24 protein-coding genes and 1 tRNA gene are annotated in these 25,628 nt (G+C 41.0%); 14 read left to right on the top strand and 11 right to left on the bottom strand.

Annotated elements, in window-relative coordinates; translation table 11 throughout:
• The first annotated feature begins 339 nt into the window (after positions 1-339).
• The 6 genes from DYY65_RS00305 to rpiA all read left to right on the top strand — a co-directional run bounded on the left by DYY65_RS00305 (position 340) and on the right by rpiA (position 4,148).
• Complete coding sequence (locus tag DYY65_RS00305) at positions 340-1,206, top strand: formyltetrahydrofolate deformylase (protein WP_162476009.1); 867 nt, start codon at positions 340-342, stop codon at positions 1,204-1,206.
• Positions 1,207-1,291: 85 nt separating this feature from the next.
• A complete protein-coding gene (locus DYY65_RS00300) occupies positions 1,292-2,005 on the top strand; it encodes a creatininase family protein (protein WP_162476008.1) in 714 nt (237 codons plus the stop codon).
• A gap of 50 nt (positions 2,006-2,055) precedes the next feature.
• The gene (locus tag DYY65_RS00295) at positions 2,056-2,286 is read left to right on the top strand and encodes an LSM domain-containing protein (RefSeq protein WP_162476007.1); all 231 of its coding nucleotides are present in this window, start codon (positions 2,056-2,058) and stop codon (positions 2,284-2,286) included.
• A 20-nt stretch (positions 2,287-2,306) separates the two neighbouring features.
• On the top strand, positions 2,307-2,477 hold the full coding sequence (locus DYY65_RS00290) for a 50S ribosomal protein L37e (protein WP_370519245.1): 171 nt from the start codon (positions 2,307-2,309) through the stop codon (positions 2,475-2,477).
• Between the two features lie 114 nt (positions 2,478-2,591).
• Positions 2,592-3,368 carry a hypothetical protein gene (locus DYY65_RS00285; protein WP_162476005.1) on the top strand — a complete coding sequence of 259 codons (777 nt, stop codon included), beginning with the start codon at positions 2,592-2,594 and terminating at the stop codon, positions 3,366-3,368.
• Between the two features lie 96 nt (positions 3,369-3,464).
• Positions 3,465-4,148: a ribose 5-phosphate isomerase A gene (gene rpiA, locus DYY65_RS00280; protein ID WP_236561560.1), complete on the top strand. Its 684-nt coding sequence runs from the start codon at positions 3,465-3,467 to the stop codon at positions 4,146-4,148.
• A 29-nt stretch (positions 4,149-4,177) separates the two neighbouring features.
• On the opposite strand, the gene DYY65_RS00275 is transcribed toward rpiA, so the two are convergent.
• From DYY65_RS00275 to DYY65_RS00260, 4 genes are all read right to left on the bottom strand, one after another.
• Entirely contained in the window at positions 4,178-5,602 is a 1,425-nt protein-coding gene (locus DYY65_RS00275) for a dihydroorotase (protein ID WP_162476004.1), read from the bottom strand.
• A gap of 85 nt (positions 5,603-5,687) precedes the next feature.
• Positions 5,688-6,233 carry a thioredoxin family protein gene (locus DYY65_RS00270; RefSeq protein WP_162476003.1) on the bottom strand — a complete coding sequence of 182 codons (546 nt, stop codon included), beginning with the start codon at positions 6,231-6,233 and terminating at the stop codon, positions 5,688-5,690.
• A gap of 624 nt (positions 6,234-6,857) precedes the next feature.
• On the bottom strand, positions 6,858-7,031 hold the full coding sequence (locus DYY65_RS00265; RefSeq protein ID WP_162476002.1) for a hypothetical protein: 174 nt from the start codon (positions 7,029-7,031) through the stop codon (positions 6,858-6,860).
• A gap of 47 nt (positions 7,032-7,078) precedes the next feature.
• Positions 7,079-7,152, bottom strand: a tRNA-Pro gene (locus DYY65_RS00260).
• Positions 7,153-7,255: 103 nt separating this feature from the next.
• On the opposite strand from DYY65_RS00260, the gene map reads away from it, so the two are divergent.
• Both map and DYY65_RS00250 read left to right on the top strand, forming a co-directional pair.
• The gene (gene map / locus DYY65_RS00255; protein WP_162476001.1) at positions 7,256-8,152 is read left to right on the top strand and encodes a type II methionyl aminopeptidase; all 897 of its coding nucleotides are present in this window, start codon (positions 7,256-7,258) and stop codon (positions 8,150-8,152) included.
• Between the two features lie 333 nt (positions 8,153-8,485).
• Positions 8,486-11,326 (top strand): DEAD/DEAH box helicase, encoded by a 2,841-nt coding sequence (locus DYY65_RS00250; RefSeq protein ID WP_162476000.1) that lies wholly within the window; start codon positions 8,486-8,488, stop codon positions 11,324-11,326.
• A 28-nt stretch (positions 11,327-11,354) separates the two neighbouring features.
• On the opposite strand, the gene DYY65_RS00245 is transcribed toward DYY65_RS00250, so the two are convergent.
• From DYY65_RS00245 to glmS, 4 genes are all read right to left on the bottom strand, one after another.
• Positions 11,355-12,770, bottom strand: a complete 1,416-nt coding sequence (locus DYY65_RS00245) for an OB-fold nucleic acid binding domain-containing protein (protein WP_162475999.1) — start codon at positions 12,768-12,770, stop codon at positions 11,355-11,357.
• A gap of 379 nt (positions 12,771-13,149) precedes the next feature.
• The gene (locus DYY65_RS00240; protein ID WP_162475998.1) at positions 13,150-13,923 is read right to left on the bottom strand and encodes a TatD family hydrolase; all 774 of its coding nucleotides are present in this window, start codon (positions 13,921-13,923) and stop codon (positions 13,150-13,152) included.
• Positions 13,924-14,079: 156 nt separating this feature from the next.
• Positions 14,080-14,304 (bottom strand): histone family protein, encoded by a 225-nt coding sequence (locus tag DYY65_RS00235; protein WP_162475997.1) that lies wholly within the window; start codon positions 14,302-14,304, stop codon positions 14,080-14,082.
• 240 nt (positions 14,305-14,544) lie between these two features.
• Positions 14,545-16,311, bottom strand: a complete 1,767-nt coding sequence (gene glmS / locus DYY65_RS00230) for a glutamine--fructose-6-phosphate transaminase (isomerizing) (RefSeq protein WP_370519244.1) — start codon at positions 16,309-16,311, stop codon at positions 14,545-14,547.
• Positions 16,312-16,471: 160 nt separating this feature from the next.
• Between glmS and DYY65_RS00225 the strand changes: the two genes are divergently transcribed.
• Positions 16,472-17,440, top strand: a complete 969-nt coding sequence (locus DYY65_RS00225) for a hypothetical protein (protein WP_162475996.1) — start codon at positions 16,472-16,474, stop codon at positions 17,438-17,440.
• A 3-nt stretch (positions 17,441-17,443) separates the two neighbouring features.
• On the opposite strand, the gene DYY65_RS00220 is transcribed toward DYY65_RS00225, so the two are convergent.
• Together DYY65_RS00220 and DYY65_RS00215 are read right to left on the bottom strand one after the other, a co-directional pair.
• Complete coding sequence (locus DYY65_RS00220; protein ID WP_162475995.1) at positions 17,444-17,947, bottom strand: 30S ribosomal protein S4; 504 nt, start codon at positions 17,945-17,947, stop codon at positions 17,444-17,446.
• A 12-nt stretch (positions 17,948-17,959) separates the two neighbouring features.
• Complete coding sequence (locus tag DYY65_RS00215) at positions 17,960-18,529, bottom strand: 30S ribosomal protein S13 (protein WP_162475994.1); 570 nt, start codon at positions 18,527-18,529, stop codon at positions 17,960-17,962.
• A 232-nt stretch (positions 18,530-18,761) separates the two neighbouring features.
• On the opposite strand from DYY65_RS00215, the gene DYY65_RS00210 reads away from it, so the two are divergent.
• Both DYY65_RS00210 and cobJ read left to right on the top strand, forming a co-directional pair.
• Positions 18,762-20,156, top strand: a complete 1,395-nt coding sequence (locus DYY65_RS00210) for an aspartate kinase (protein WP_201449228.1) — start codon at positions 18,762-18,764, stop codon at positions 20,154-20,156.
• A 156-nt stretch (positions 20,157-20,312) separates the two neighbouring features.
• The gene (cobJ, locus tag DYY65_RS00205; protein ID WP_236561559.1) at positions 20,313-21,101 is read left to right on the top strand and encodes a precorrin-3B C(17)-methyltransferase; all 789 of its coding nucleotides are present in this window, start codon (positions 20,313-20,315) and stop codon (positions 21,099-21,101) included.
• Between the two features lie 116 nt (positions 21,102-21,217).
• Here cobJ and DYY65_RS00200 read toward each other — a convergent pair whose 3' ends face one another.
• Complete coding sequence (locus DYY65_RS00200; RefSeq protein WP_201449227.1) at positions 21,218-22,069, bottom strand: tyrosine--tRNA ligase; 852 nt, start codon at positions 22,067-22,069, stop codon at positions 21,218-21,220.
• A 480-nt stretch (positions 22,070-22,549) separates the two neighbouring features.
• Between DYY65_RS00200 and DYY65_RS00195 the strand changes: the two genes are divergently transcribed.
• From DYY65_RS00195 to DYY65_RS00185, 3 genes are all read left to right on the top strand, one after another.
• The gene (locus DYY65_RS00195) at positions 22,550-24,526 is read left to right on the top strand and encodes a DNA topoisomerase VI subunit B (RefSeq protein ID WP_162475992.1); all 1,977 of its coding nucleotides are present in this window, start codon (positions 22,550-22,552) and stop codon (positions 24,524-24,526) included.
• Complete coding sequence (locus DYY65_RS00190) at positions 24,527-24,793, top strand: hypothetical protein (RefSeq protein WP_162475991.1); 267 nt, start codon at positions 24,527-24,529, stop codon at positions 24,791-24,793.
• Positions 24,762-25,628 (top strand): DNA topoisomerase VI (locus DYY65_RS00185; protein WP_162475990.1); only part of this gene is annotated, 867 nt, incomplete at its 3' end. The genes DYY65_RS00190 and DYY65_RS00185, both read left to right, overlap by 32 nt.

Below are 25,628 nucleotides of genomic sequence, written 5' to 3'. Positions count from 1 at the left end.
TAACGTTCAATCAAAACTACAACCACTCTTACCTTTGTGCGATTGAAAATGAGATTGACAAAAATCATTATTACATTCAGAACAGTGCCATCCAGAAATGGTATAGCAAATGACACATCTGGCAATAGGCTTATTATAATCGTAGTACTTGTTACTTTTTTCCCGCTGCTTCATGTATCAATTGTCCTGCGCTATTCTGAAGACCTGATCAATTTTTCAAAAGACGGTTTGTACATATTAATTAGCAGCTCCAGAAACCTGGCGTCAAATGTCACTTTTTGAGCAGTTAGAAATTTAAAGGTTTGTTTGAGAGAGAAAATTCGAGTCTGAAAATATAGCATGGTTAAACCTAGAACCCTTATCGAAGTTACAGTTGTTGGAAAAGATCGTGGAGGAGTTGTTGCGGATATTACGAATCTCATTTTTAAAACTGGGGGGAACATAGAGCAGGTTAACCAAAATGTAGTTAGAGGACTATTCGGAATGCACCTTGAGGCTTCTTATCAAACGGTTGATCGAAATGAAATTGACGGCGGAATGCGTTCTTTATCAAACAAGTTAGGAATGGAAATAAAGGTGCACTATGATGATCCAAATAGACTAAGGAATGTAGCAATTTTGGTAAGCAAACAACCAAACTGCTTAACCAAGCTTCTAGAAGCCAAAGAGCAAGGCCTAATCAGTTGTAATATTCCGGTAATCATAGGCAGTGATCAGATACTTGAAGACCAAGCAAAAGCAAGGGGAATACCTTTCTATGGTATTGATGACAAGCAAGACCCTCTATCTACCGAAGCCAAGATTTTGAAACTCACCGACCAGTATGATATAGACCTAATTATTCTGGCGCGATATATGCGAGTGCTAAGTCCAAATTTTGTATGGCGGTACCCTCACAGGATTATTAACATCCATCCATCACTTTTGCCTGCCTTCCCTGGCGCATATGCTTATGTTCAGGCTTATGAACGAGGTGCTAAAATAGTTGGATGTACCGCACACTTCGTTACAGAAGATCTGGACCAAGGACCAATCATATATCAGGATTCCTTTAGAGTGAATGAACAAGATACATTGGATACAATACGAGAAAGGGGGCAATCTTTGGAAGCAGAAACGTTGCTCAAAGCGACAAAGTTGTATCTTGAGAGGAGGTTAGAAGTGTATTGGGGTAGAGTACATGTTCTTGACAACAACAATGTGTAAGAGAAGCAACGCCACTTGACCGGTCAAGGAATACAAACATACGGCAATGCGCTTAAAGAGCTGATTCAATACGTAGTGATAGATAATGGCTATTCAAATTTACAATATTACTCACACTAAATTCACAAGCCTAATTAAGAAAATAAATAGGGCCATAGTGCCTGTTGGCTCTCTTGAACAGCACGGCGCACATCTTCCAATATCTACTGATTCTCTAATTTCTGAACGGATTGCTACACTCGTAGCTAATGAGCTTGGATGCTTTGTTTTGCCGGTCATTTCATATGCGGTATCATTTGAACACCAGCCCATGTTCAATGTATCTCTAAAGAATTCAACCCTGTCAAGAGTATTATGTGAGGTTTGCATTTCTTTATCCTCTCAAGGGATAAAAGAAATTGTATTCATAAACGGCCATCACGGGAACACTGGCGTCTTACAGTATATTTCGCAGAATGTCAACAACTCTATGCGTTCTGATACCAACATATTTGCAATTAATTACTGGAACGGAATGCACAAGAAATTGGACCATGCTGGAGAAGTAGAAACATCGTTAGTACTAGCTATATGCCCTGACCTCGTTAAAATGGAAAAGGCAGAGCCAAATTCCAGAAAGCTGTCAAAGTCCAGGATTGCATATTCTACGTTGACTAATGTGCCTGGCTCATTTCCCATATTGACTGGCAACGGAGTATGGGGCCAACCGCGGAGCGCGAGCAAAATCAAAGGTAATAGACTGCTAAGAGAGATAGTCACCAACCTTGTCCAACTAATTTCAGAATTATCCCGGCAATGAAATTTTAATATATGCCTACAATATGCCATACCATTAGGTAGACATTATTCTTGTCGGTAGACATGGCAGTAAAAGTTTTGGATGAAAGTCTTGGTAAAGTCGTGCTTATCAAATTGAAGGGCGGGAAGGTCATCCGAGGAAGCCTTCATGGATTCGATCAGCATATGAATTTGCTACTTGAAGAATCAGTTGAGATACTTGATGGTGGTCAATCCAATGACCTTGGAACGATAGTAGTTAGAGGAGACAATGTTGTAATTATATCCCCTCCTCCAACTTAATGCATTACGGGTGATCGAAGGTGACTAAAGGCACTACCTCTATGGGAAATTTCACAAGAAAAAGGACACATATCCGATGCAGAAGATGTGGTCATAATTCCTTTCATAAGCGTGGAAGGGAATGCGCCAAATGTGGGTTTCCAGATGCCAAGATGAGAAAATACAACTGGATCAAGCGGCGAGTCATATGATCTTTTGTAACTCGCTCTGAATTAGGAAAAGTAAATTTGGAAGGGCTGAATTTTAGAAAAATTTAACTATAAAGTAATTTAGATAGACTTAAGCATTTGTTCGTGGAGATCCTTGTGATAGTTTGCGTCGCTTTGGGCGGTGCAATTTTTACTTTATTTCTGCTGAGCCGTAGACTGACCTATCAAGAACAGCCACAGAATACATCTCCTAAGCAGCTAGAAACAGCCAAATCAGAAATTGAATCTTTGGAATTCGAAAAAAGTATTTTATCTCATTCAATAACGAGCGCTTATGAATTCGCACAGGGCAATGGCAGGAGCCAGGAACGCGATCATTTGGTGACCAAGTATAAATCTCAATTAGATAATATAAATAAAAGAATTGATGAGTTGCAATTATCGGTAGAATTTACTGAGCTCTCAGAGGCCCGAAATAAACTGGTTTCCCTAATTGAAGCCAAGATCACATCGTTGGATGGAAGGCTGAGCGAGATGTCACAAAAGTATGGCTTGTCCATGGATCACTCGGCCGAAGAACGACAGCGTGATTCGATCCCACAATACCAAGAAAAGAAACCCTTTTCAAAACCGATCGAAGCAAGGGACCCTATGGCCGAGTTTACTGAGAATAAATCCGAGGACACGAATGTTAAAGACGTCCAGCAAGAGATCTTACAGGCTTTAAATAGGCTTGAAAATGTGGACATAGATTATGAGCTTTTGAGCCAGTCAAGTCAGCTGGAACCAAAAACCAGTACTGAAGGTGACCGTGTGACGTCATATCCTCTAAAGACTATTCAAGATAACAAAAATGATAATAACATTACAATGGACATTCGCAGGGTTAGCAGAGACGCAGTTTCTTCAATCGTAAGATCCAACCCAAGTTAAATGGTAGAGAGCAAAAACTTAGCACAAATAGCAAGTCCAGGCGCCCAAGAAATATAAATCCATATTGTCAGTTTGTTATGGGATTTAACCTCAACAATGCCATCCAAGCCTACTATGCATGGTTGTTTAACACATGCAATAGCTCGCAATTTATCCCGAGCCAAAATTGTAGGTCTGGGCAGTGGAAGTACTATGGCAGCATTTGTGAAAGAACTAACGAATCTACCATCTAAATCGTCGATCTGTTTTGTAACAACTTCTTTACAGATTGAGATTGAAGCTGAAAATGCAGGACTCGAAACAGTCGATCTAAGCAAACTAAATGCAGTTGATGTCGTCTTCGATGGGGCAGACCAGATTGATTCGAATTTTAATATGATTAAGGGAGGTGGAGGTGCTTTACTCAGAGAGAAGTTGCTGATGTCAGCTGCAAACAAAGTAGTGATCCTAGCTGACTTTACCAAATATGTTGAGCATTTCACCCGATCGATTCCTATCGAAGTTCATAAACTTGCAAGATCAATAATCCAACAGAAATTAGAGATGCTTGGAGGAAGGCCTCTATTGCGCAAAGCAGAAAATGGATATCCCTACATTACTGAAAACGGTAACATCATTTTAGATACTTTATTTGAATCAATTGAAGATCCTATTCATACCGAAATTGAACTTAGGTCGATTCCCGGTATATCCGAAGTTGGGCTGTTCCGTAGAGCTGATGAATACTACAAGGTCAAAGAGGATGGTTCGTTTGAGTTATTCCAACCAGGAAAGAAATGAATCACCCAAATGATTAAGCATAGCATGGTTTAGCAGGCCTGGTGGATAAACTTCCCGTGCCCACAGGCATTTTTGTCTACTTGTCCATTCTCCATAATTACTCTTCCCCTGACTATTGTACAGATCGGCCAGCCTTGAAGCTCCCATCTATCATAAATCGAATAATCGGAGTACGATTGGAGAACTTCAGGCGTAACTTTTTGGGTCAAATTCAGGTCTACTATCACAAGGTCAGCATCAGCCCATCTTTCAATCGTACCCTTTCGCGGGTACAATCCGAAAATTTTCGCAGCATTATAGCTAGTCACCTCAACAACTCTTTCAAGACTTATTCTTCCTTCATTAACGCCTTTACTCAACATCACTGGAAGCAATGTGGCTGTTCCGGGGAATCCCGCTTTCGCTGACCACAAATCTCCACCACCCAGTTTGATCGATAGCTTATTTGCTACGTGATCTGAACCAACTGTATCAATAACACCGTTCACCAAACCAGACCATATAGATTGAGTATCTTCCTTAGTTCTTAGAGGAGGCACTACCTTGCCTATAAGGTGAGGAAACTCATCAGTGTGAGTCAAATAGTGCGGGCAAGTCTCAGTATATATATTCGAGTTGCCTTTTTCCCTTTCTCTCAAAATTGAGTCTAGAGCTAATCTAGATCCGATGTGCACGAAATATAGCTTTGATCCATATTTCCTAGCAAGCATACCTGTCTTATTTATGGCCCTCACTTCAGATCTAGGCGGGCGACATTCTGACCAAATCTTTAGATCAGCTTTTGTTCTGAACGGTCCAGTCAACGTCCTGTTTTTCTTTTCAATTCGAGAACAAACCTCTGGATCCTCAGCATGAATCAGTACAATAGATCCCTGAGTTGAAGCCTCTCTAATAATGTCAGAGACCATTTGATCATCAATATTTACCTGTCTTTCCACCAGGTCATGGGTGCCAGGTTCTAAGTCAACTAATATGCGGCCAACATCTTTATCCAAATTAGTGTAAATTTTAACCGAACCAATCCCAAGTTCCTTTTTTAAATACCGGATATCTTGTATTTGGTCCCTTTTAAGAATAGATGGGTGAATTGAATAATCTACAAAGTGCGAAGATCGTCCCCAATCCATTTGCTCTCTGATGTCGTGGTAAGATGTATACAGCCTGAGCATCCGCATCATAGTTGTTACACCTCCGATAGCAGCAGATCTAGATTCCGTTTTTGCTGCCTCTTCAATGGGTGTGTAAACCCCATAGTGAACATGAGGATCTATAACTCCTGGTAGAACATATTTTCCTTGAGCATTGATCCTTTTGGAGGCTTGTATACTATCGAGTGAACGCTGAAACGCTTTCACTCTCCCGCCCTCGATCATTATATTACTCTCAACTATTCCTACTTTTGGAACTACTATTTTTGCATCAGTTATTAGAAGGTCGCAGGAGTTTTGCTTCATTGTTATTATAGATGGTGGATCAAAACAAGTTCGCTACAGCAACGTCCGCTTGTCTATCTGCCTGGCTGCCTGCCTGCCTATCAGTCTAATTTCTCCATTTTATGGAGCATCCCACTGAAGGATCAAAATCTTTCTCGATCTTCTCGCCATTTAATAGTTTTCTTATATTCTTCTCCATTATATGGTCATTTGGCTGCATCTCAGGCTCAGTTGCATCATTGATTTTGCCGTGAAAAGCAAGTCTTAGCTGAGAGTCAAGAAGAAATGGATCGGGGGTGCAGCTTGCTCCGTACATTCTTGCAACTTCTTGAGTTTCGTCAATCAAATACGGAAAATTTAGCTCATTTTCACTTGCGAAAACAACCATATTGTCGAACCCTTCTCCATCATAATCTGGGTCGTTGCTATTTATTCCAATTATTTGGAGCTGTTTAGATGTAAACTTTTGTCGCAATCCATTGATATCCCTTACGCGTGCCTTTACGTAGGGGCAATGGTTGCACATGAAAACTATCAGAACACAGTCACTTCCCTTTGTCAAAGAATAAAAGTTATTATCAACACCTCTCAGTTTGAAATCTGGAGCTTGTTCTCCGACCTTCAACGTTTGATTTGAAAATGTTCTTGCCATGGGTTCTGTGCGCTCTCATATACTTTTAAAACTATCGAAGCTGCAAAACAAGTAATACTGCCAGTACGTAGTTAGATCAAAATATAATTATATCAAACAATGGTAAAATTTGCCACGTTGAATAATCGTACCTTCCGGCTGCTTCCACGCACGGCGCGCAGATCTCGCAAACCCCTGCAGGAGACCAGAACAAGGGGTCACCCAAAGGGAATCAGGATCAGGTGCAGCTATCAATCGTGCTCTTATGAATGGGAATATTTTGGCGGTCACCGATGGGCTAAGTGTCCAGCTTGTCACAGCACTACGAGAGTGGCGAATGGACGAAGAACCCAATGAAATATCCATTTAATTCATGATATGCTATTGTGTAAATTTCAATTTACGACCCATTCCAGTTGTTCCTTGGCATGATTAAGTATAGATTTTTTATCTCCCAGAGAGTATGTCCATAATCAACCAATGGCTTGACAAACATTAGTGATTGAAAGACAGGGCATCCATTAGAAGGCATGCGGGCAAGAGAGCAAGATTTGAATTGACCAATTCAATTGAGTTTTCCGTCAGATTCTAATCTCGATAATGCTTTGTGCTTCATGTGATATCTTATGACAATTTGACATGCGTTCAGCCACCACCAATTTGGCCGCCAATACTGCCCCAAACACTCTCTTGGTATACATCTATCAACTCGTTCAACAAATCATCGAAATTCAAATCCTTTCTTCTATTATGCATCGCCTCCTCCAACACAGAAGAGAGACGTTTAAACGTATTATCTTCTATCCTTATTATTTGCACTATCTACTTCAATTTAGCGGATCCTAATATTTACTTATTATGAAATGTGGGGTCGGCCGGATTTGAACCGACGGCCTCCAGCGCCCAAGGCTGGAATCATACCAAGCTAGACAACGACCCCAATGGAAAAATGGTCTATTGAAAATGCGGAAGGCTTGACAGTATTTTAACGTTCTTGGTGGCAATAGCTCTATATACCATTTTTCTTATCAACGTTTTGACGCATGACCTATAACGCCTCTTATGAAAAAGCAGGAAAGATAGCGTCCCATGTCCGTGAGAATGCAAGGAAAAAGTACTACGTGGGAACTACGGTTTCACACATATGCGAGTCAATAGAAAGTGAGATTAGCAAGTTAGGAGGAGCTCCTGCTTTTCCAGTCAATGTCAGCTTAAATGAGGTTGCCGCACACTATACTGCTGAACCTAACGATCCAATCGAAGTAAAGGACACAGATGTTTTGAAAATTGACATAGGAGTACAGGTTGAAGGTTATATTGCAGATACTGCCGTTACGATATCATACGATAACAAGTATAATGATTTAGTAAGAGTTGCAGAGTTAGCGCTAAGTGAAGCAATAAAGAAAGCCAATGCCGAATCTAAGGCTAGCGACATAGGAGCTGTTATAGAAAACACGATATTGAAAATGGGTTACAAACCTATCAAGAATCTGAGCGGCCATTCCTTAGAACGATATACTATTCATGCTGGTAAATCAATACCCAATATCAAAACGATCGGTCCTTCCTTCAAGTTGTCAGCAAATCAGGCATATGCAATTGAGCCATTTGCCACTACGAAAGATGGCGACGGAATAGTTTACGAGGGCAAAGTGCGCAATATTTTTGGTATAGCTTCTCGTAAGCCATCAAAGTACCAAGAAGCAGATTTGTTATTGGATCAATTGTGGGCTCGATTTAGAACATTGCCATTTGCTATCAGATGGATTACAGAATTTTATGAAGAACCAAAGGCTCGCACGTTGACTGAAATACTGCTAAGGAGAAGGAATCTTCACGCATATCCAATTCTGGTAGAGGGCAATGGCAAGATCGTAACTCAGGCAGAACATACGTTAATTCCTTTGGACGGCTCTAATTTTGTTACAACAATTTAAGATGTATAGGACCTATTATTATCCTAATCGTAATATTCCACGCCGTTTTAAGAGAGGCTGGTGTGATTGATCTCCTCTGCATGAACCCATGCACAATACTAGACAAAGTTGTAAGCAGCAATTGTGTTGCTAATTGGCGATTCTGAGGACCTTGATTTTATAGTAAAATAAACAAAAGGACATCGATCGCTGGATCCCTCGCAAACATCGAGTTCCCGAAAAAATATATGTATTTATTGAGCAAGATCACTTGAGCCTTTATGGTAGTTGGTCCGATAGCGAATTTCGATACATATGTTTGGATGTCTGTCGGACTTTTTGTGGTAGGCCTAATTGGGGCAATCGTCTACGAAAGGTCTAGCGGCAAATCGAAACGTCAGCAACCTCAAACTCAAAAACAGCCACCAGGGTCAGGAACTAAAACGGACATTGAAACATAATGTTGCAATAGATCGCCTTATAATAGAAAAGTTCAGAAAAGAAGGCTTTGATTCACTTACCAGAATCCAGCAGAAATCAATACCGGTGATAGCAAGGAGAATTAGCTGTCTGCTAGTTGCGCCCACTGGTTCAGGTAAAACGGAATCTGCAGTTATGCCTGTCGTGAGCATGGTATGCAATGAAGCAAGGGTAGAAGGCAAAATCCACGCAGTATACATTACACCATTACGGGCCTTGAACAACGACGTTTTTAGGAGAATTGTCAGTTACGCAGAATCTGATGGATTGAGAGTAGAAATAAGGCATGGTGACACCTCAACCAAGGCCAGGAGAAAGATCCTAGACTCACCACCAGATATCCTAATTACAACGCCGGAATCATTAGGGGTTATTCTCTCCAGTGAAAAAATGCTTCTGGCCCTAGACACATTAGAATGGATAATAATTGATGAGGTTCACGAGCTTGTCTCTAACGAAAGAGGCGCCCATCTGAGCATAGGGCTAGAGAGGTTACAATCAAACAGCTCAAAGCACGTTACTAGGATAGGTTTGTCTGCTACCATCGGAAATTTACCAGAATCTGGAAAATTTATTTCCGGCACCAACAGAAAACACGCCGTCCTGGTAGATAGATCTGGCAGGGATTATGACATCGCCCTGGAGTATGTGAATGGGTCTTTTCCTAAAGTGTCAGAGTTCATTACAAGTTATTTAGTAAAAAACAAGATTGTTGGTTCCATACTGCTGTTTACAAATACTAGAGATGAGGCCGAGTATCTGGCGACTGTACTTCGAAATCAGAGTCTAGTTAACGTTGACGTCCATCATGGATCTCTTTCAAGAGACATGAGACAGGAAACTGAACAAAAACTTAGGATTGGAGAGGCCGGTGTGATTGTTTGCACGTCTTCGTTGGAGCTTGGCCTGGATATTGGTTCTATTGATTTTGTCATACATTATGGCTCTCCTAGACAAGTTTCAAAGCTAGTACAAAGACTTGGTCGAAGCAGACACAAGCAAGCTTCACAAGCCAAAGGATTGATAGTCACAAATAATCCTGATGATTACCTAGAAGCTTTAGCGATAATTCGTAGAATGAAGGGAGGATCCATTGAGGAACAATCGATGCACGCGAATGCTCTAGATGTTATTGCACATCATGTTGTTGGGATGTGTCTTCAAACCAAAGGTGTGATCGGTTTGTCGGATGCATTTAATCTTATCAGAAGGGCTTACCCTTTCAGTCAGACAAGTATTGAAGATGTAGTGAGCTGCCTTGAAATACTCGATAACAGCGGCATCGTCAAATACGACAGAGAAACCCGTACGTTTCGTCGACGTCTAAAAGCTTACCGATACTATTTTGATAACCTCTCAATGATTCCCCATGTCATGAAGTTCGAGGTCACTGACATCATCAGCAAACGGAAAGTAGGGACGTTAGATCAGCAATTTGTCGAAGACTACGCTGAGGTAGGTAACGTTTTCGTTCTCAAGGGTTCACAATGGAGAATTATATCTATTGACGAAAAGAGGATGATTGTAAACGTCGAGCCTCTTAGAGGCGTCGCAATAAACATCCCATATTGGGTAGGGGAGATGATCCCCGTAGATAAAGCGACAGCAAGGGAGGTTGGCGTTTTGAGGCAACAAGTGGCTAAGGGACTATTAAAAATTTCCGGCTCTTCACTTCAAAAGAGCATTTGCCAAATGAGTATTGTACCAGACAGTACCAACATTGTAGTAGAAAGTAACATTGCTAAAAATACTCTAGTGGTTCACTCCATGTTTGGCACCAAGATCAATAGCACCATAGCATATCTTCTGTCCGCTATCCTATCCTCACAACTGGGCTACATCGTCGAAACTAGGTCTGATCCATACCGAATTATGCTAACATCAAACGCGAGAATAGGAAAATTGCATATCGAGAACGCCTTCAAAGACTCTTTTGATTATGAATCGGTCATTATTGCGTCATTCGCTGGCACTCAAATCATGAATTGGAAGGTCTGGGCAGTGGCAAAAAGGTTCGGGATGGTTCCAAAGGATGCGCTTTACGACAAAAGGGTGGCTCGCTTGTTGTACGAAAGGTACTCCAAAACTCCCCTTAGCAAGGAGTCAATCAGAGAACTATTGCACGATAAATTTGACGTTAGAGGCACTGAAGCGGCTTTTCAGAGCATACGGGAAGGGCATTCTAATATTCAGTGGAATGAAGTAACTGATTTCTCCGATTTGGCCCAGCCGATTCTTGAACATAGTACAAAATTCTCCTCAAATCCATTAAGTGTGGAGAAAGGGATCATAGATCTAGTCAAGGAGAGATTGGAGAAAACCAAACATAGGCTAATTTGTATCCGATGCGCAAAATGGGAGAGAACCTTCCAAACTATGGATGTGCCTGAAAAGTTGTTTTGCCCGATTTGCAAATCTCGATTGATCACGGCAACATTTTGGTCAGATAACGAATTGACAACCATTATCTCTAACAAACTCAAGGGCAAAAAATTACGGTCTGAAGAAGAACACCGTTTTGATCGTGCATGGAAAGTTGCTTCACTGATCAATAATTTTGGAAAGACTGCACTAATAGTTTTGTCAGGTTACGGTATTGGCGCAGATGGCGCTGCAAGGATACTGCGGAACTACATCGACGACGAACAAATCTACAAGAGTATATACGAGGCCGAAAGGCAGTACGTAATGACTAGGGGCTTTTGGAATGACTGAAGTAACCCAGTACAAGAGGAACTTTTTGCTACTTAATGGTTATCAACGAAGATTCAGCCCTTAAAGTAAGCTCCGTTTGTCCCGACAACCCCCGAGTTGCTGATGCCCCTAGTATTCTTACTCGATCACCTACAACAAGATTTCTGACCTCTGCGCTGTGTTGTCTCCAGCCTACGAGCCGAATCTCACCTGTATCGTCTCCGATTAGTGTATCGCTAACACTAACTACCTCACCGTTTTTGGTAGTAACGTCAGTAGAATTCGGGGACTGCAACACAATAACCTCTAAAATATAAGGTGAATCAGATATCTTGACATCTTTGATCTTTGACTCAAGCGATGAGCTTTTTGGGAATGATTCGTCATCTTCGATTACTCGAACATAAGAGTCTTCCTTATTAAGAATAAAGGAATTTCCAAATATTCTGCTGGGCACGCATTCTATCATGGTATCTGGATGCAATGGCTCGTTTATCAAGGCGCTATCAACAGCTAGGCGTACAAAATTCCCAGTACTGTCAACTGCCAAAAAAGCAGTGTTGCCCCTGCCTGTTTCGCTGCCTGACGACAGCACTCTCAGACTCTTGATATCAATATCCATTTTGGCGCCCGAGAACTCTAGAATTGTGCCTTCATCCCCGTGTATCTCCAGGTCTCCGCTACTGTATTGTGGATTTCCTTGTTTCACCTTAACCCCTATCAGTCTGACCTTAGAGTCTGACTCGAAGATTTTCGGGATCTTAGTTTCGTCTACGTTCCAGATAACAGTCCTTATTTCTCTATCTCTTGAGTCGTTAGAAAGCTGGAATTGCAGTAACTTTGTATTCTCGCCTCTAGAATTAGTGAACTGAGATATTCTTGGGTTACTAACACAGCCAGCAATTACTGCATTTTGCATAGTTTCATTCAGCTCTTCAACGGATATGGTAATAGAATCAATCTTCGGGATTGAGGAGTTATCCTCCGGAAGGATTTCTATTTGAGAAGTTGACGACAAGTTTATCACAGGCTTATTGTCCAAGCCGGATTTCACATTGCCTCGAGAAATTTTTACCAGGTCTCCAGGAGTTAAGCTTAAATCACCAGCGCTGCTGGGACGGTCGTCCCAAATCCTAACGCGAATAGTTGCCTCGCTGTCGTATATGGTCAATGTTCTGCTTTTAACTTCTTCTTTGGTATCTTTCCTAATGAAGTTGCGTGAAGGATAGACGTTCATAACACGGCCAGAAATGGTCACATCTTTTGCTCCTATATACAGGTTCTTAATTGAACCGTCAGTGTGGCTTGTGCTTCCAAGGGAAACACCCAAATCCGCAGCTACTAGAAATAAAGCACCCTGATCCGTGAGATACCCAGCACCTATCTTACGTTTCTTTTCGTCAATTAAATCCCTCACCTGTTCAAAGCTCACGTCTGGTTTCTGTTTGAGTAATGACTCTATCATTGTTTTGAAATCTACAGACACGGGCAGTCAAAAAAATATGCCATGAACTTGCCTATATTCTTTGATAAGCAACATTATTGGCTATTGCTAAATATGTATTGAATGAATCGAATTACTTTCATCGCAATGAGGCTTTGTCACAAATACTGGTTTGTACGATTATTTTCTCCTTGGAATCTTCAATTTCTCAATTCTGTATCAGCCAATTCGAACACTCAAGCTTTTGATTTCAAATATTTGCAATGTCAATATCATGACAGTCTAATCTGTTTCCAATTCTGCCAAATACTAAATTAATTTTGGCAAATAAAATAGCAACAATGCTCATTTTGGGAAAAACAAGACCCAGCCTAATTATCTACACATACTTTGGCGGCTATTATAATTTTCTACTCAAATATCCTTCAGAATTCCTCTCTAACAATGCCTCTGTCTCCTCGTAGGTCATACCCAAGGCGACTGCTACACAATTAGCCACACTGATCAGGAAAGAAGTCGACATTGAAGGAAAATTATTAAAGCAGCCTCGATACTTTACTGGACCATCAGTTTCTACAAGAATTTTGTCTTTGCGGGTTTTCCTTAACAAGGCCTTCTTTTCCTTGGAATATATCAAAGACGGACCATATGAAACGAACAAATCCATATCATCAGAGATAGCCAGTTGTTTCATACTACCTTCAAACCAATGGAGCATTACACCCATTAAATCGTACGATTTAAGAATTTCCAAAATATGATTAAGTGAACCTCTTGAATGTATTGAGACTGGCTTTCTGATTTTCTCAGCAAGGCAAAGCATCCGATTAAAGACCTCTACCTGCTTAGAATAGATACTTCCACTCCGGTCCTCGTAAGTAGGATCTAAACCAATTTCGCCAATACCGTCAATAGAATTAATATTATTATTAAAAACATCGTAAAAGACATTAAGATCGTCACTTGCAGCATTTTCTGGATGTATACCAGCAAAAAGAAAGACGACGTCACGTGTAGAATCGTCAAAGCATTCAAGGCTTTTTTGTAAGGAATTAGTGTCTACTGTGACTGAACATGCTTTCATTCTTAATTCTCTTAGGCTTCTGAAAATATGTTGCCTATAATCAGAGAATTCATTATCGATCAGATGGATATGAGCGTCAAGCAGGACCATATAGGTTTCTCATTAATCAACCAATCATTCGCTAATATGGTTTGTCATCAAGCATGCAACCGATCTAAAGGCATGTCTGCGATAAACGCTTATGAACTACAGTATCAAATTGTAAGCAATGACTAGACATTTGCTATATTAAATAGCGTTTTGACATTAGAACTTCATTACATTTTTTGAAGCAAGATGGATGTCTTCAGATTTCACCGTTTTTCTACCAGCGTGGGCAGATAATTCAACTGCCTGCCTTGCTATTTTTTCTGCAATCTCTTCAAGAATCCTTCTAAGTTCGGACGCAGCGTCGTCACTCACTCTGTCAGCGCCTGATTTTTTTATGAACCTGTACATGCTGGCAAGCCCTAGTTCTGGAGTAGAAGACATATTGATCTTGACAACTGTTCGTGCATTTTAAAAGTCTTCTTGTCCTAAGAAACAAAAATCACATTAAGCAGTGGCACTAGACATAAAATTCTGATGCATGTGTTGATAGTGTGTTTTTTCTTCTCAATGGAGGGAGGAAGTAGGAGATAAGGAATCGATCTTGCTATTCTATGCCGTTCTGGATGCGGAGCTTTTCTCTATTTTAAAAATAAATTCCAATCAGCAGGACAGTCAGCTACTTCACTTCACCGTGACTGATTTTGCCAGATTTCTAGGATAGTCTGGATCTGCATTCTTTCTCAGGGCCAAATAATATGCCAAGATCTGCAATGGAACTACTTCCAAGAAAGGATAATGTATTCTCCCTACCGTCGGTAATTTAATAAACATATCATACGAGTCATCAGGTTCATCTGATATACCTATAATCATGGCTCCCCTTGCCTTTATCTCATGTGCGCTTGCAACATTATCCTGGAAAGTTGCATCCTTGGGGTTGATTATAATGACAACACTGTTCGTATCTATTAAAGCAAGAGGGCCATGTTTCAATTCTCCCGTTGCTATCCCCTCGGCATGAACATACGCTAACTCCTTTATCTTGAGTGCACCCTCCAGGGCGATAGGATAGTGTATAGATCTTCCCATGATATAGATATCCTTGGAGGCGGTGATACTGTCTGCAATTTTCTCTATTTGTTCTTCTGACGCAAGCACTTCATTTAAGGCGTCTACAAGTTCTAGTTTGCTTAGCTGATAACCCAAACAGCCATTGCATAATTCATCAATTATACTGTAAAGCACTGAAAGTTGTCCAGTAAAACTCTTGGTTGCGGCCACTCCCACCTCAGGGCCACAATCGATTGTGAGAAACGAGTCGCTGATTCTGGCCAGCGACGAAGTAGGAACGTTAACTATCGAAAGGATTTTTGCGCCCATTTGTTTTGCGTCCTTTACAGACTGCAGCACGTCAGCAGTTTCACCACTTTGGGAGATAGCAATCAGAACCGAGCTGCTGTCCATAGGAGCGAGATCATATTGAAACTCGCTTGACACGATAGTTTCTGCTCTAATTTTTGCAAACTTTGAAAGCAAATGTTTAGCTACCAGAGCTGAATGATAGCTCGTCCCACTTCCGGTTAGATATAATGTACTAGAGTTACGAATGATATCACAAAACAGCTTTAACTTTTCTACATTCCGTGACGACGCCTTCATAATTGTAAGCGGCTGTTCATGGATCTCCTTCAGGGTATAGTGGGTAAATTTTCCCTTGTCTATCGATCCCAATTCCCAGGCCACCTGGGTAATCTGCCTAAAAAGGGGGTTTCCATCATAATCATAAAGCTTCAAATCCTTGCCCTCAATAACTGCAATATCCTTGTTATCTAGAAATATGGCCTTGTCGGTATAAGGTAGGAATCCAAGTACATCGCTTGAAATAAAATAGCCCTCGTCTGCTGGACCAATTATAAGGGGCTCATCGAATCTGGAGCCACAAATTGTCCCATTCTCAAAAACGGCTACAAATGCGTAGGAACCCTTTAGCCTCTTGCATGTATTGCTTACGATTTGTGCAATATTCAAATTTTTCCTTGAGTAGCTTTCCAGGAGATGCGCTATCACCTCACTATCAGTGTCACTTTTGAATTTGTGGCCGCTCTTGATAAGATCGTCCCTCAAGTCCTTGTAATTTTCTATAATTCCATTATGAACTACAGCAACGTCGCCGGCGCAATCGTAATGAGGATGAGCATTTTTTTCTGTTACTCCTCCATGAGTAGCCCATCTTGTGTGGCCAATACCGACTTGTCCCTGCATAGTTATTAAGTTAAGCGAGCTATTTACAGCCGACACTCTCCCAACACCTTTACGTGTTAGAATCCTACCATTATCGATCGTGGCTAAGCCCACGCTATCATATCCTCTATATTCCATTCGTTTGAGGCTATCAACCAAAACTGGAGCCACACTTGAACGGCTGGCATAGCCTATTATTGAACACACAGAATTTTATTGAATCTAACTGCTTTTAACATTTTTCAACGGTTTTACGTACCATTCTAAGATTAAACGTACTAGTGGCTAGCGCGAGAATGAATTTATTAACTACTATTCAATAGTACCGCTAAATATAATTATATAATGGTCGGGTTTAATGCTATGTATGCCTGTGGATAAGACACTGATTCATGTCGCTGATGGAAAAACCATTGGTAAAAAGATAACTGTGTTCGAAAACGTGGAACACTTCAGAGTCCTATCGAATCCTTTAGCTTGGCGAATGTTAGGACTGTTATCAAGTAGTCCCATGTATCCAATAGAAGTAGCAAAAAAACTCAAGATCTATGAACAGAGTGCATACTACTACGTACGGAAATTAGTTGATATTGGCGCTTTAACCGAGGTTGGTACCCACCAGGTCAGAGGTGGGACTGCTAGACTTTACCAATCTTCTAGTCCTGCTTTCGGTATCGAGATGGATTGGGGAGAAAGGCAGCTAGAACTCAGAAATCAACAGAATTCCCGTGAACAATATGCTAACAAATTTTTTGATGAATTTATCCTGAATGGCGCATTTAGTGGCTTAATCATAGTGGGAGCCCCAGATCCTCACGGACCGTATAGGTCGTCGTCACGAGATGGACACTATGCAGTACATCTAGCTTTCTTCCTTGGGACAATCAGTAATATCCCTCCTGAATTTATCGTAAAGCTAGATGCCGACGCCAAAGCAGAAAAGGTTATCGAAGAAAACAACCTAATATCCATAGGAGGTCCTGGCACAAATATAGTAACTGCACAGTTTAACAGATATTTGCCAATAAAATTTAACGAGAAGAATTTCTGGTCGGGATTAGTAGACTCGTCTTCTTCAAAATCCTATAGTCTTGATAATCAAGGATTAATAGCTAAAATAAAAAATCCCTATAATGACAAGAAGAAAATTATAGTTCTAGCAGGTGTAAGGTCAATCGGAACAAAATCTGCTGTTTTGGCATTGACTAATTATAGCCAAGAGATATTGAAAAGCTATAAAACTAATGAAGAGTGGGCATTGGTAGTACAAGGATTTGACATGAATGCAGATGGTAAGATAGATCACGTAGACATTGTCTCTGAATTCAAGCCCTGACTTTTAAGTAGCTGATTGGTTTAATGGGCCTGGCAGATTTGTGTGCAAAGTGATCTGGGGCTCCTCTTCAGTTTTAACCAAGTAGCCAGGAAGGTTTACAATCCTGTCGCCTATGCTTACATGTCCATGGACTACAACCTGCCTAGCTTGGTGAGGAGATTTCGTACCTGACTTTTTCATAACGATAGTTTGAAGCCTTCGTTCAAGCAGGTTTTCGATCCTCAAATTTAAAATATCATCAAGAGATGCAGATTCACTTACTAGCCCCATTCTATTCAGCGCCCTTAGTAATCGAGTCTCTTTTTCTGATCTAACCTCGGTAGCCAGGGACAATAGTGCCCTAGCTTGATTCCTAAACCTGGCTATCTCAGTCTGAGCTTTCCAAAGTTCTCTTTTATTTCGTAACCCAAATGAGCCTACAGTGTAAAGTTCAGAATTCAGCTGGTCTGTTGTCCATATCCTCCTAGGTCGATGGAAGCTCTTTTTTGATTTACGAGGATCTCCCATTTTCCATCCCTACTATTTATTTTCAGACTCCTTAGCAGGTGTTTCTTTAGCTTTCGGAGCAGGCGCAGAAACAGCTGATGGAGCTGCTGATGCGGCAGCAGAAGGTGCTCCTGCCGGTCCAGCTGAGACTGGTCTGGCCAATTTCTTTACACCCACCGCGCCACCTTTTCGACCAGTTGTTCTGGTACACTGACCTCGGACCCGAAGTCCAAACATATGCCTGTAGCCCCGCCAACTCATGACAGATTTTTCTCTTTCTACATCATTTGATATCATAAAATCCAAGTCGGAAGTAATTAGATGCCTTGAAGTACCTGTTTCCATGTCCTTCCTTCTATTAAGATACCAATCTGGCATTCCTACCCTAGCTGGATCCCTAATAGCCAATTCGATATCGACTAACTCCTTTTCCGTAAGAAATCCCAACCTTATATTCGGATTTATTCGTAGAGATTGTAATAAAATCTGAGCCATATTCTGACCAATTCCTCGAACTGCACTCAAGGCAACAATTATTTTCCTACTACCATCGATGTCCTTTCCTGCAATTCTGACAATGTGCCTGTATTCAGACGCTGACAAACAAAATCAGCAAGCAATCTCTTAAATAAAAACCATACTAGACTGGTGCCCAAAGTTCCCAAAAGTACAATAGTATCGAAAATAACGTATACCTAAATATGCCCTTGCAAGATCTGAGGGTGTTGGAAATGCCCGCATTTCTGTATATTACTATTTCATACTCAAACAAATCAAAGAGCTTCAACAGGAAACTGCTCTTCTAATCGTGATCTAAATAGCCATGCGCATAGTAATGAAATTTGGTGGAACTGGCGTGAACTCGGCGAACAAGGTCCGGGAAGTCGCCCAGCTCATTAAAACCCACCGGACTATGGGGAACGAGGTTGTCGCTGTAGTGTCAGCTATCCGAGGAATGACTGACGACACACTTTCAGTTGCTGGAAGTATACGAAATGGCCAAAGAGTTTCTATTGAAGAATTTATGAAAAGCACTCGTGATTCACATATGGCCATTCTTCGCGATGCGATAATTAGTAAGACCATTATGAAAAATGCAGAGTCTCTAATCACACAAGTACTAGATGAATTGGACAAAGTTCTAAGAGGTATCGTTCTTTTGGCGGAGGTAACCCCTAAAACATTAGATTATTTACTGTCTTTTGGAGAGCGTCTTTCCACTCCCATTGTATCATACGCTCTTCAAGATATTGGCATCCCATCCGAGTATCTGACTGGGAAAGAGGCGGGCATTTTGACAGACTCAAACTTTGGAGATGCTCGACCTTTGATGGATACCACTAAGCTACGAGTTGGATTGAAAATCACACCATTGTTAGCCAACAACGTGGTCCCTATAGTGACAGGGTTTATCGGAGCAGATCAGCATGGCGTCACCACTACTATAGGAAGAGGAGGATCAGACTACACTGCCACGTTAATAGCGTCGAGCGTTCAGGCCGACGAGGTTTGGCTGTGGAGCGATGTGGACGGGCTAATGACAGCTGATCCTAAAATTGTTCACGATGCACAAGTTCTAAAAGAAGTTTCATTCGCTGAGGCATTAGAGATGGCCCTTTTCGGTGCCAAGTATATTCACCCAAGGTCCTTTTATCCAGTGATTGAGTCGAACATACCAATCAGGATTCGCAATGCACTTAATGTTAATCAGGAGGGCTCAATCATTACTACGACCCCCACAAAGTCATCTCAAAAAATCGTCAAGTCAATAAATGCGATACGTAAAACGTCGCTAATCGATGTAAGCGGCGGAGATATGGCCGGTTCTCCTGGGACCGCTTCTCGTATCTTTGAGATCCTTGCGCGAAACAAGGTAAACATCATAATGATCTCTCAGAGTCCCTCTGAATCTAGTATCTCAATGGTAGTAAGAAAAAGCGATCTCGAGAGGGCAACCACTGCATTAGAGCTCAACCTCCTTGGAAAAATAATCAAGAAGGTAAATGTTATGGAAAATGCTGCCATAATTGCGGTCGTAGGATCAGGAATGAGGGGAATAAAAGGGGTAGCTTCAAAGATATTCAGCGCTGTAGCACGCAGCGACGTAAATGTCATAATGATTGCGCAGGGTTCTTCCGAACTAAACCTTGCTTTTGTTGTCAATGATGATGATTGCGAAAAGACTGTGAGAGCGTTGCATTCAGAATTCAAGCTCGGTCTTGCCAATTAGATTGAATTCCAACAGACAGGTCGGTAGGTAAGTGTGAAGGACGGAGCGGATAGATAATTGAGTGGGTGGGCAGGTGGACATATAGATAGATAGATAGACAGGTTGGCGTAGCAAGGTAAGAAAAGGATAAATTATATTTTGTTGTAACTGCTAGAATTGACCGTAAGTAAAGGTAAATTATATGTTGTTGGGGTTGGTCCTGGCAACCATGAACATATGACTCAAAGGGCCAGAGCAGTAATAGAAGAGAGCCAGATTATAGTGGGATATGAAACTTACGTTTCACTCGTAGAAGATTTGATCGATGGTAAGCAGGTCTATCGATATGCTATGACCCAAGAAGTTGAAAGGGCTAATCAGGCGATAGAATTTGCAGAAGCTGGTGGAGTAGTAGCATTAGTGTCATCTGGTGATCCTGGCATTTACGGTATGATAGGGCTTATTTATGAAATTCTATCTGAAAAAGGATGGGATAGGCAAAACGGAATACTTGTTGAATGTGTGCCAGGTGTTTCTTCATTGAACTCTTGCGCCGCGCTTGTCGGCTCTCCACTGATGACTGACTTTGCTGTTGTCAGTATGAGCGATCTACTAGTCCCATGGGAGATAATTGTAAAGCGTGTGGAAGCTGCTGCGGCAGGAGACTATGTCACTGTGATATACAACCCAGCTAGCAAGAAGCGCATTCATCAACTAAGAGATACAAGAGAAATCTTCTTAAAATATCGAAAGCCAGAGACACCAGTCGCGATAGTTAAAGGTGCCTACAGAGAAAGCCAGACTATCGCCATCACCACCCTTGAAAAAATGCTTGAGCATTCTGAGCTTCTTGGAATGATCACGACAGTAATTGTTGGCAACTCTTCTACATTTGATTACAATGGCATGATGATAAACCCAAGAGGCTATAGATCAAAGTACGAATTAGTCAAAAAGGCTGTATAAATCTCCATTTGGCTTTCGAATTCGGTAGTGATGTTGTCTGAGAAGTGTAGTACATATGATTAGTGGTACTTAATTTCCAAATCGGACCCCGCAGCACCTGAAGCTATTTTGTTATACTATGATAATTTTGGTTCCCTGCCTTTAAAATGCTCACGTACTGGTCCAATAATTCTGTTAATATATCCTGCCGTTGCTTTTTTCAGATCTATTGGATGAACCTTATTCTCGATGTAACTTCTTTCAAGCTCCTTGAAGTTAGAATAAATCACAGTGCCCCCATATTTTTCAGGTCGTTCTACTACAAACTCCCTATAGTCATGGAATACAACATACCTTATTAATTCCAATATGGGGTTATTTTCAACTACTGCAGGTGGGCAATATCCTTTCATGATTTTCTGTGTGATGGTATTTTCGTCATCATGAATTAGAATACTAGAAGAGGGATTGCTCTTGCTCATCTTACTGAAGATTTCTGCGTTATCATGGTCATTATCATTGCTTGAAGCCGTCATTGAAGGCTCTGAAAGTCCAGGTAGTAGATGATGATGTACAGAGACCGGAATCTTCCAACCAAATTTGGGAAAGACTTCTCTTACCAGCATATGTATTTTTCTCTGATCCATTCCTGCATGAACAATGTCCAAATCAAGGGCTTTAATATCAACTGATTGCATAGGCGGATACAGCAGCTGTGCAAGATCTAGTTTTTCGTTTCCTGTTCTGCCCATAATGGTCAGTGACCTGATCGTCCTAGAGAGACTAATCTGTTTACTAAACCTCACAAAGTCGTTCCAATAGTTATTGGTCCTCTGATATAGATCACTTCCGAGTTCTATAGACACGCCTGGACAAAAGAATCTGAATGCATCAGCATAGTATTGCGAAAACTCTTGGATCTTTTCCCAGTTTCCTTGAAGCTTATTGTTAATGTAGGTATGCCAGTCAGCTAAAAAAAAACGGTGCATTTAACTTGAGCCTTTATTAGATCGTTAATCTTAAAGCCTGTCAGAATCAAGCTGCCGAGATGTAGTATGCCAGAAATTTCTAGGCCGATATAGTGTTTAGGACGAACCACCGTTTCTAGAAGTGTCCTTAATTCTTGTCCGGTAACCACTTCTTCCGTTGGTTCTCTTACAATTAGCGATAGTCGCTCCTCTAAATCCATTACAAAATTCGAACGTGTAAACAATACCTATTAAATTTTGCACCAATCCCAGACAGGACCATAGGCATAATATTGTAGACAAAAGGTTATGGAATTGCATAAACAAGCTAATTGTTGCATTAACTGAAGAGTTAATGTCGGGACTAATGAAATATCGATTGGAGTTCCATCCTTAAACAAGTGAATATAATTCAATAAATCAACCAATCAGCCAATCAACCTTTGCGACGAGACATAAACACATAAAAAGTTAAATTGAGTTCGCGAAACACTTCATGGGTTGAAGACCAAAGCCAGTGTAGAAGTTGCCAGTGCAGTGCAAACCAAGCCCGCCAGCCGTGGTGCCGGCCTTGCAATCGTTACCCATCCTAGCAATGGAAAAGGCAAGGTCAAGTACGACAAAAAGGCCGAATCTGAATTTTTTGTCGACAACTCTGCCCTAGCAGGGTTCACCGGCGAACGAATTCTCTATATGGCTGTGAGAGAATTGATCGAGAATTCATTGGATTCTTGCGAAGTGCACCGTATCCTACCTAACATTAACCTTACCTTAAAGGTGTTGGATCAAACAAATGATTTGTGGCTTATATCGTGTGAAGACAACGGTATAGGTATCCCTGCCGATAAAGTCCCAGTGGCCGTATGCTCTTTCTTGACGTCAGCCAAGTATGTGGAAAAACAGCAGCGAGGACTGTTCGGTGTAGGATTAAAGATGATTGCTGCCTTTTCAACCAAGGATACTGATCACCCGCTTAAAGCTTGGTCTAAGCCCGTTGACGAAAGAATAGAATATTATTTTGAGCTCAGAACTGACATTGGAACAAACAAGCCAATTGTCCTTACTAAGAGAGTTGCGAAAGATGGGGAGGCCCAAATCAAGGGTGATACAGGCTTCAAAGTTGAGGCCGTATTACGTGCAAGACTCTCCCCAATAACTAAGAATAAGATCTATGATTATGTCAGCAATACAAGTATTGTAAATCCGTATGCAAGTTTAAAATTTTTTACAGATGATGGAGAATTAACATTTGATAGAAGAACTACGATAATGCCTGAGCCTGCTAAAGAGGTTTTGCCGCATCCTGCAGATATGGATCTGAAAACACTAAAGAAGGCGATAGTTAATTCTATGCAACAAAAGACAACACTTCACGGGATACTTTGTAACTCCTTTCAAAAGCTATCAAGTGGCAAGGCGAAGGAGATAATTTCAAAAGCCAATATCCCATTAAAACCTGCGGATAAATACGATGAGCATGAATTGATCAAAGTTGTAAACGTGTGTAAGCAAACTCGATTCCACTCCCCTAATACCGACCATCTTAGCCCAATAGGAGAGGAAATTTTAACCGCAGGTATGACATCAGAATATACTATAGTCACAAATAAGAATGAAAATGAGTCCCAGCTTCAAACAAAATTGGCCGTTAAAATACTAAAGCCTACGCTAACAGCATACTCTTTTCGAACATGCGTGGTGAACAATCGTCCTACAATAGTAGAAAGTGGGATAGCATATGGGGGAGACATAACGTCTTTTAAATTATTTAGATTTGCAAACAAGATTCCCTTACTATATGATGAAGGCTCTGATGTTGCCAGAGATGTTGTATCTGACGTAGAAATTAACAAAATGGGAATCTCAAAGAAGGAAGTCAAAGACAAATTTGCAAATGGCGAGAGCAAGTCAGGCAAGGCTATAGAACTGCTGCCGACGCATATTTTCTTCCATATATGTTCGACCAAAATACCCTACAAAACTGCAGGCAAGGAAAGCATTGCTTCTGAAGGTGATTTAAAAAAGTATATGAAGGCTTGTCTAGCAGATTTGTATAGAAAGGTAAGCGCTCAGATTCGAAAGGAGCTAAAAATGAAAGAGGCTGAAAGCCGGTTGCGTCTCTACAAACACTACATTCCATTGATTGTATCTGCTATATCAGAATCAATCAAGGTTGACACTAGAAGGCTGTCTGAGGCTTTTTCACATCTTGCCGAGAAACATGTCAGAGGCGAAATTGCTGGTGCCAGTATCACCGAAAAACAAGATAAAATCACAGGTCAGAGGATAGAGAAAGAAGCCGACAACTCAGATACACGGGTCGAGAAAAAACCTAAACCAGGTTCCAGTTTGGGAAATATGGACAGTTTAGAGCAGCATGACAAAACTCATTTGAAGGGGTCAGCAAAATCTAGCGCTCCAAAAAAAGATCAAACCACCATGGATGTCTTCTATAAACCAAAAGGAAAAAGAAGGTAAATGACTGTAAAAGACAAGCGTCATAGAGAGGTTATTAAAAAAATAAAGCTACTCATGGCAGATGTGGCAAATGACCTTATGGTTGATAAAACAATGCCTGTTCTTGACGTTCCAAAAGTAGGATATGACAATACCATCTGGTCTAAGGATAAAAGGATGCTAACGATAGGCGATAAAACAGTTCAAGTAAGTCCAGATAGCAAAAAAAATTCCAACCTTCTCCCAATATCTCGTCATGGCAAACGCAATCCGAAAGTTGCTCGATGAAGAGATGGAAAGCACCATTCGAGGGATGTACTATGCAACATTAACATCCATAGGTGACGACGAAAAAAACAAACAAAAATTTTGGAACAGCCAGGAAAATTCAGATGACGCAATAAAGGCTATAGAATTATTGACAGCAGTTCCTCGTGAAGAATTCTCGGTTACTTCAAAGCCAAAAGGTATGATCTCCGGTCCGATCACTTTACGTGTCGGTGGTGATATTATTGATTGCAATTTAGGAAGTCGGGCAACTTCTCAATTGATACCGACCAATATCCGAGATGTTGAAATCGTAAACGTCAATGCCGACTTTGTAATGGTAGTTGAGAAGGACACTGTGTTGAACAATATTCGAAAGTCGGGATTTATTCAGAAGTATAATTCAATTTTAATGACTGGATCAGGAGAGCCAGACAGGGCTACGAGAATGATGGTCAAAACTCTTAACGAAGAATGGAAAAAACCTGTGGTCATCTTTGCAGATGCTGATCCATGGGGGTTAGGTATTGGGTTGCGTTATAAAATCGGCAGCGAGTCTCTAAGCTATGATAGTGATAGATTGGTTGCTCCTGACTGTAAAGTATTAGGAATGATGTTCTCCGATATCTACGATTACAACATCCCGGAAGTTGCACGATTGCAGGCCTCAGAAGAAGATATCAATAGAGCAAATGATATGAAGAAAAAACCTTGGTTGAATGACAAACGATGGCAAAAAGAGTTGAATCTCTTTATACAACGCAGAGAAAAGTGTGAGCTAGACGCGTTCTTTAAACATGGATTTAGGTTTTTGGCAGAAACTTATCTACCTCAAAAACTTCGCGAAGTTGGTTTG

Origin of the sequence: Nitrososphaera sp. AFS, from assembly GCF_009898475.1 — an archaeon.
Lineage (GTDB): Archaea > Thermoproteota > Nitrososphaeria > Nitrososphaerales > Nitrososphaeraceae > Nitrosopolaris.
Note: the sequence above shows the minus strand (reverse complement) of the source record. Positions and strands in the feature narration are given on the sequence as shown.

Coding starts and splice junctions, on each gene's coding strand:
- DYY65_RS00305 (WP_162476009.1), top strand. CDS start 340: ATGGTTAAACCTAGAACCCTTATCGAAGTTACAGTTGTTGGAAAAGAT.
- DYY65_RS00300 (WP_162476008.1), top strand. CDS start 1,292: ATGGCTATTCAAATTTACAATATTACTCACACTAAATTCACAAGCCTA.
- rpiA (WP_236561560.1), top strand. CDS start 3,465: ATGCCATCCAAGCCTACTATGCATGGTTGTTTAACACATGCAATAGCT.
- DYY65_RS00275 (WP_162476004.1), bottom strand. CDS start 5,602: ATGAAGCAAAACTCCTGCGACCTTCTAATAACTGATGCAAAAATAGTA.
- DYY65_RS00270 (WP_162476003.1), bottom strand. CDS start 6,233: ATGGCAAGAACATTTTCAAATCAAACGTTGAAGGTCGGAGAACAAGCT.
- map (WP_162476001.1), top strand. CDS start 7,256: ATGACCTATAACGCCTCTTATGAAAAAGCAGGAAAGATAGCGTCCCAT.
- DYY65_RS00245 (WP_162475999.1), bottom strand. CDS start 12,770: ATGATAGAGTCATTACTCAAACAGAAACCAGACGTGAGCTTTGAACAG.
- DYY65_RS00240 (WP_162475998.1), bottom strand. CDS start 13,923: ATGGTCCTGCTTGACGCTCATATCCATCTGATCGATAATGAATTCTCT.
- DYY65_RS00235 (WP_162475997.1), bottom strand. CDS start 14,304: ATGTCTTCTACTCCAGAACTAGGGCTTGCCAGCATGTACAGGTTCATA.
- DYY65_RS00225 (WP_162475996.1), top strand. CDS start 16,472: ATGCCTGTGGATAAGACACTGATTCATGTCGCTGATGGAAAAACCATT.
- DYY65_RS00220 (WP_162475995.1), bottom strand. CDS start 17,947: ATGGGAGATCCTCGTAAATCAAAAAAGAGCTTCCATCGACCTAGGAGG.
- DYY65_RS00210 (WP_201449228.1), top strand. CDS start 18,762: ATGAAATTTGGTGGAACTGGCGTGAACTCGGCGAACAAGGTCCGGGAA.
- DYY65_RS00200 (WP_201449227.1), bottom strand. CDS start 22,069: ATGCACCGTTTTTTTTTAGCTGACTGGCATACCTACATTAACAATAAG.
- DYY65_RS00190 (WP_162475991.1), top strand. CDS start 24,527: ATGACTGTAAAAGACAAGCGTCATAGAGAGGTTATTAAAAAAATAAAG.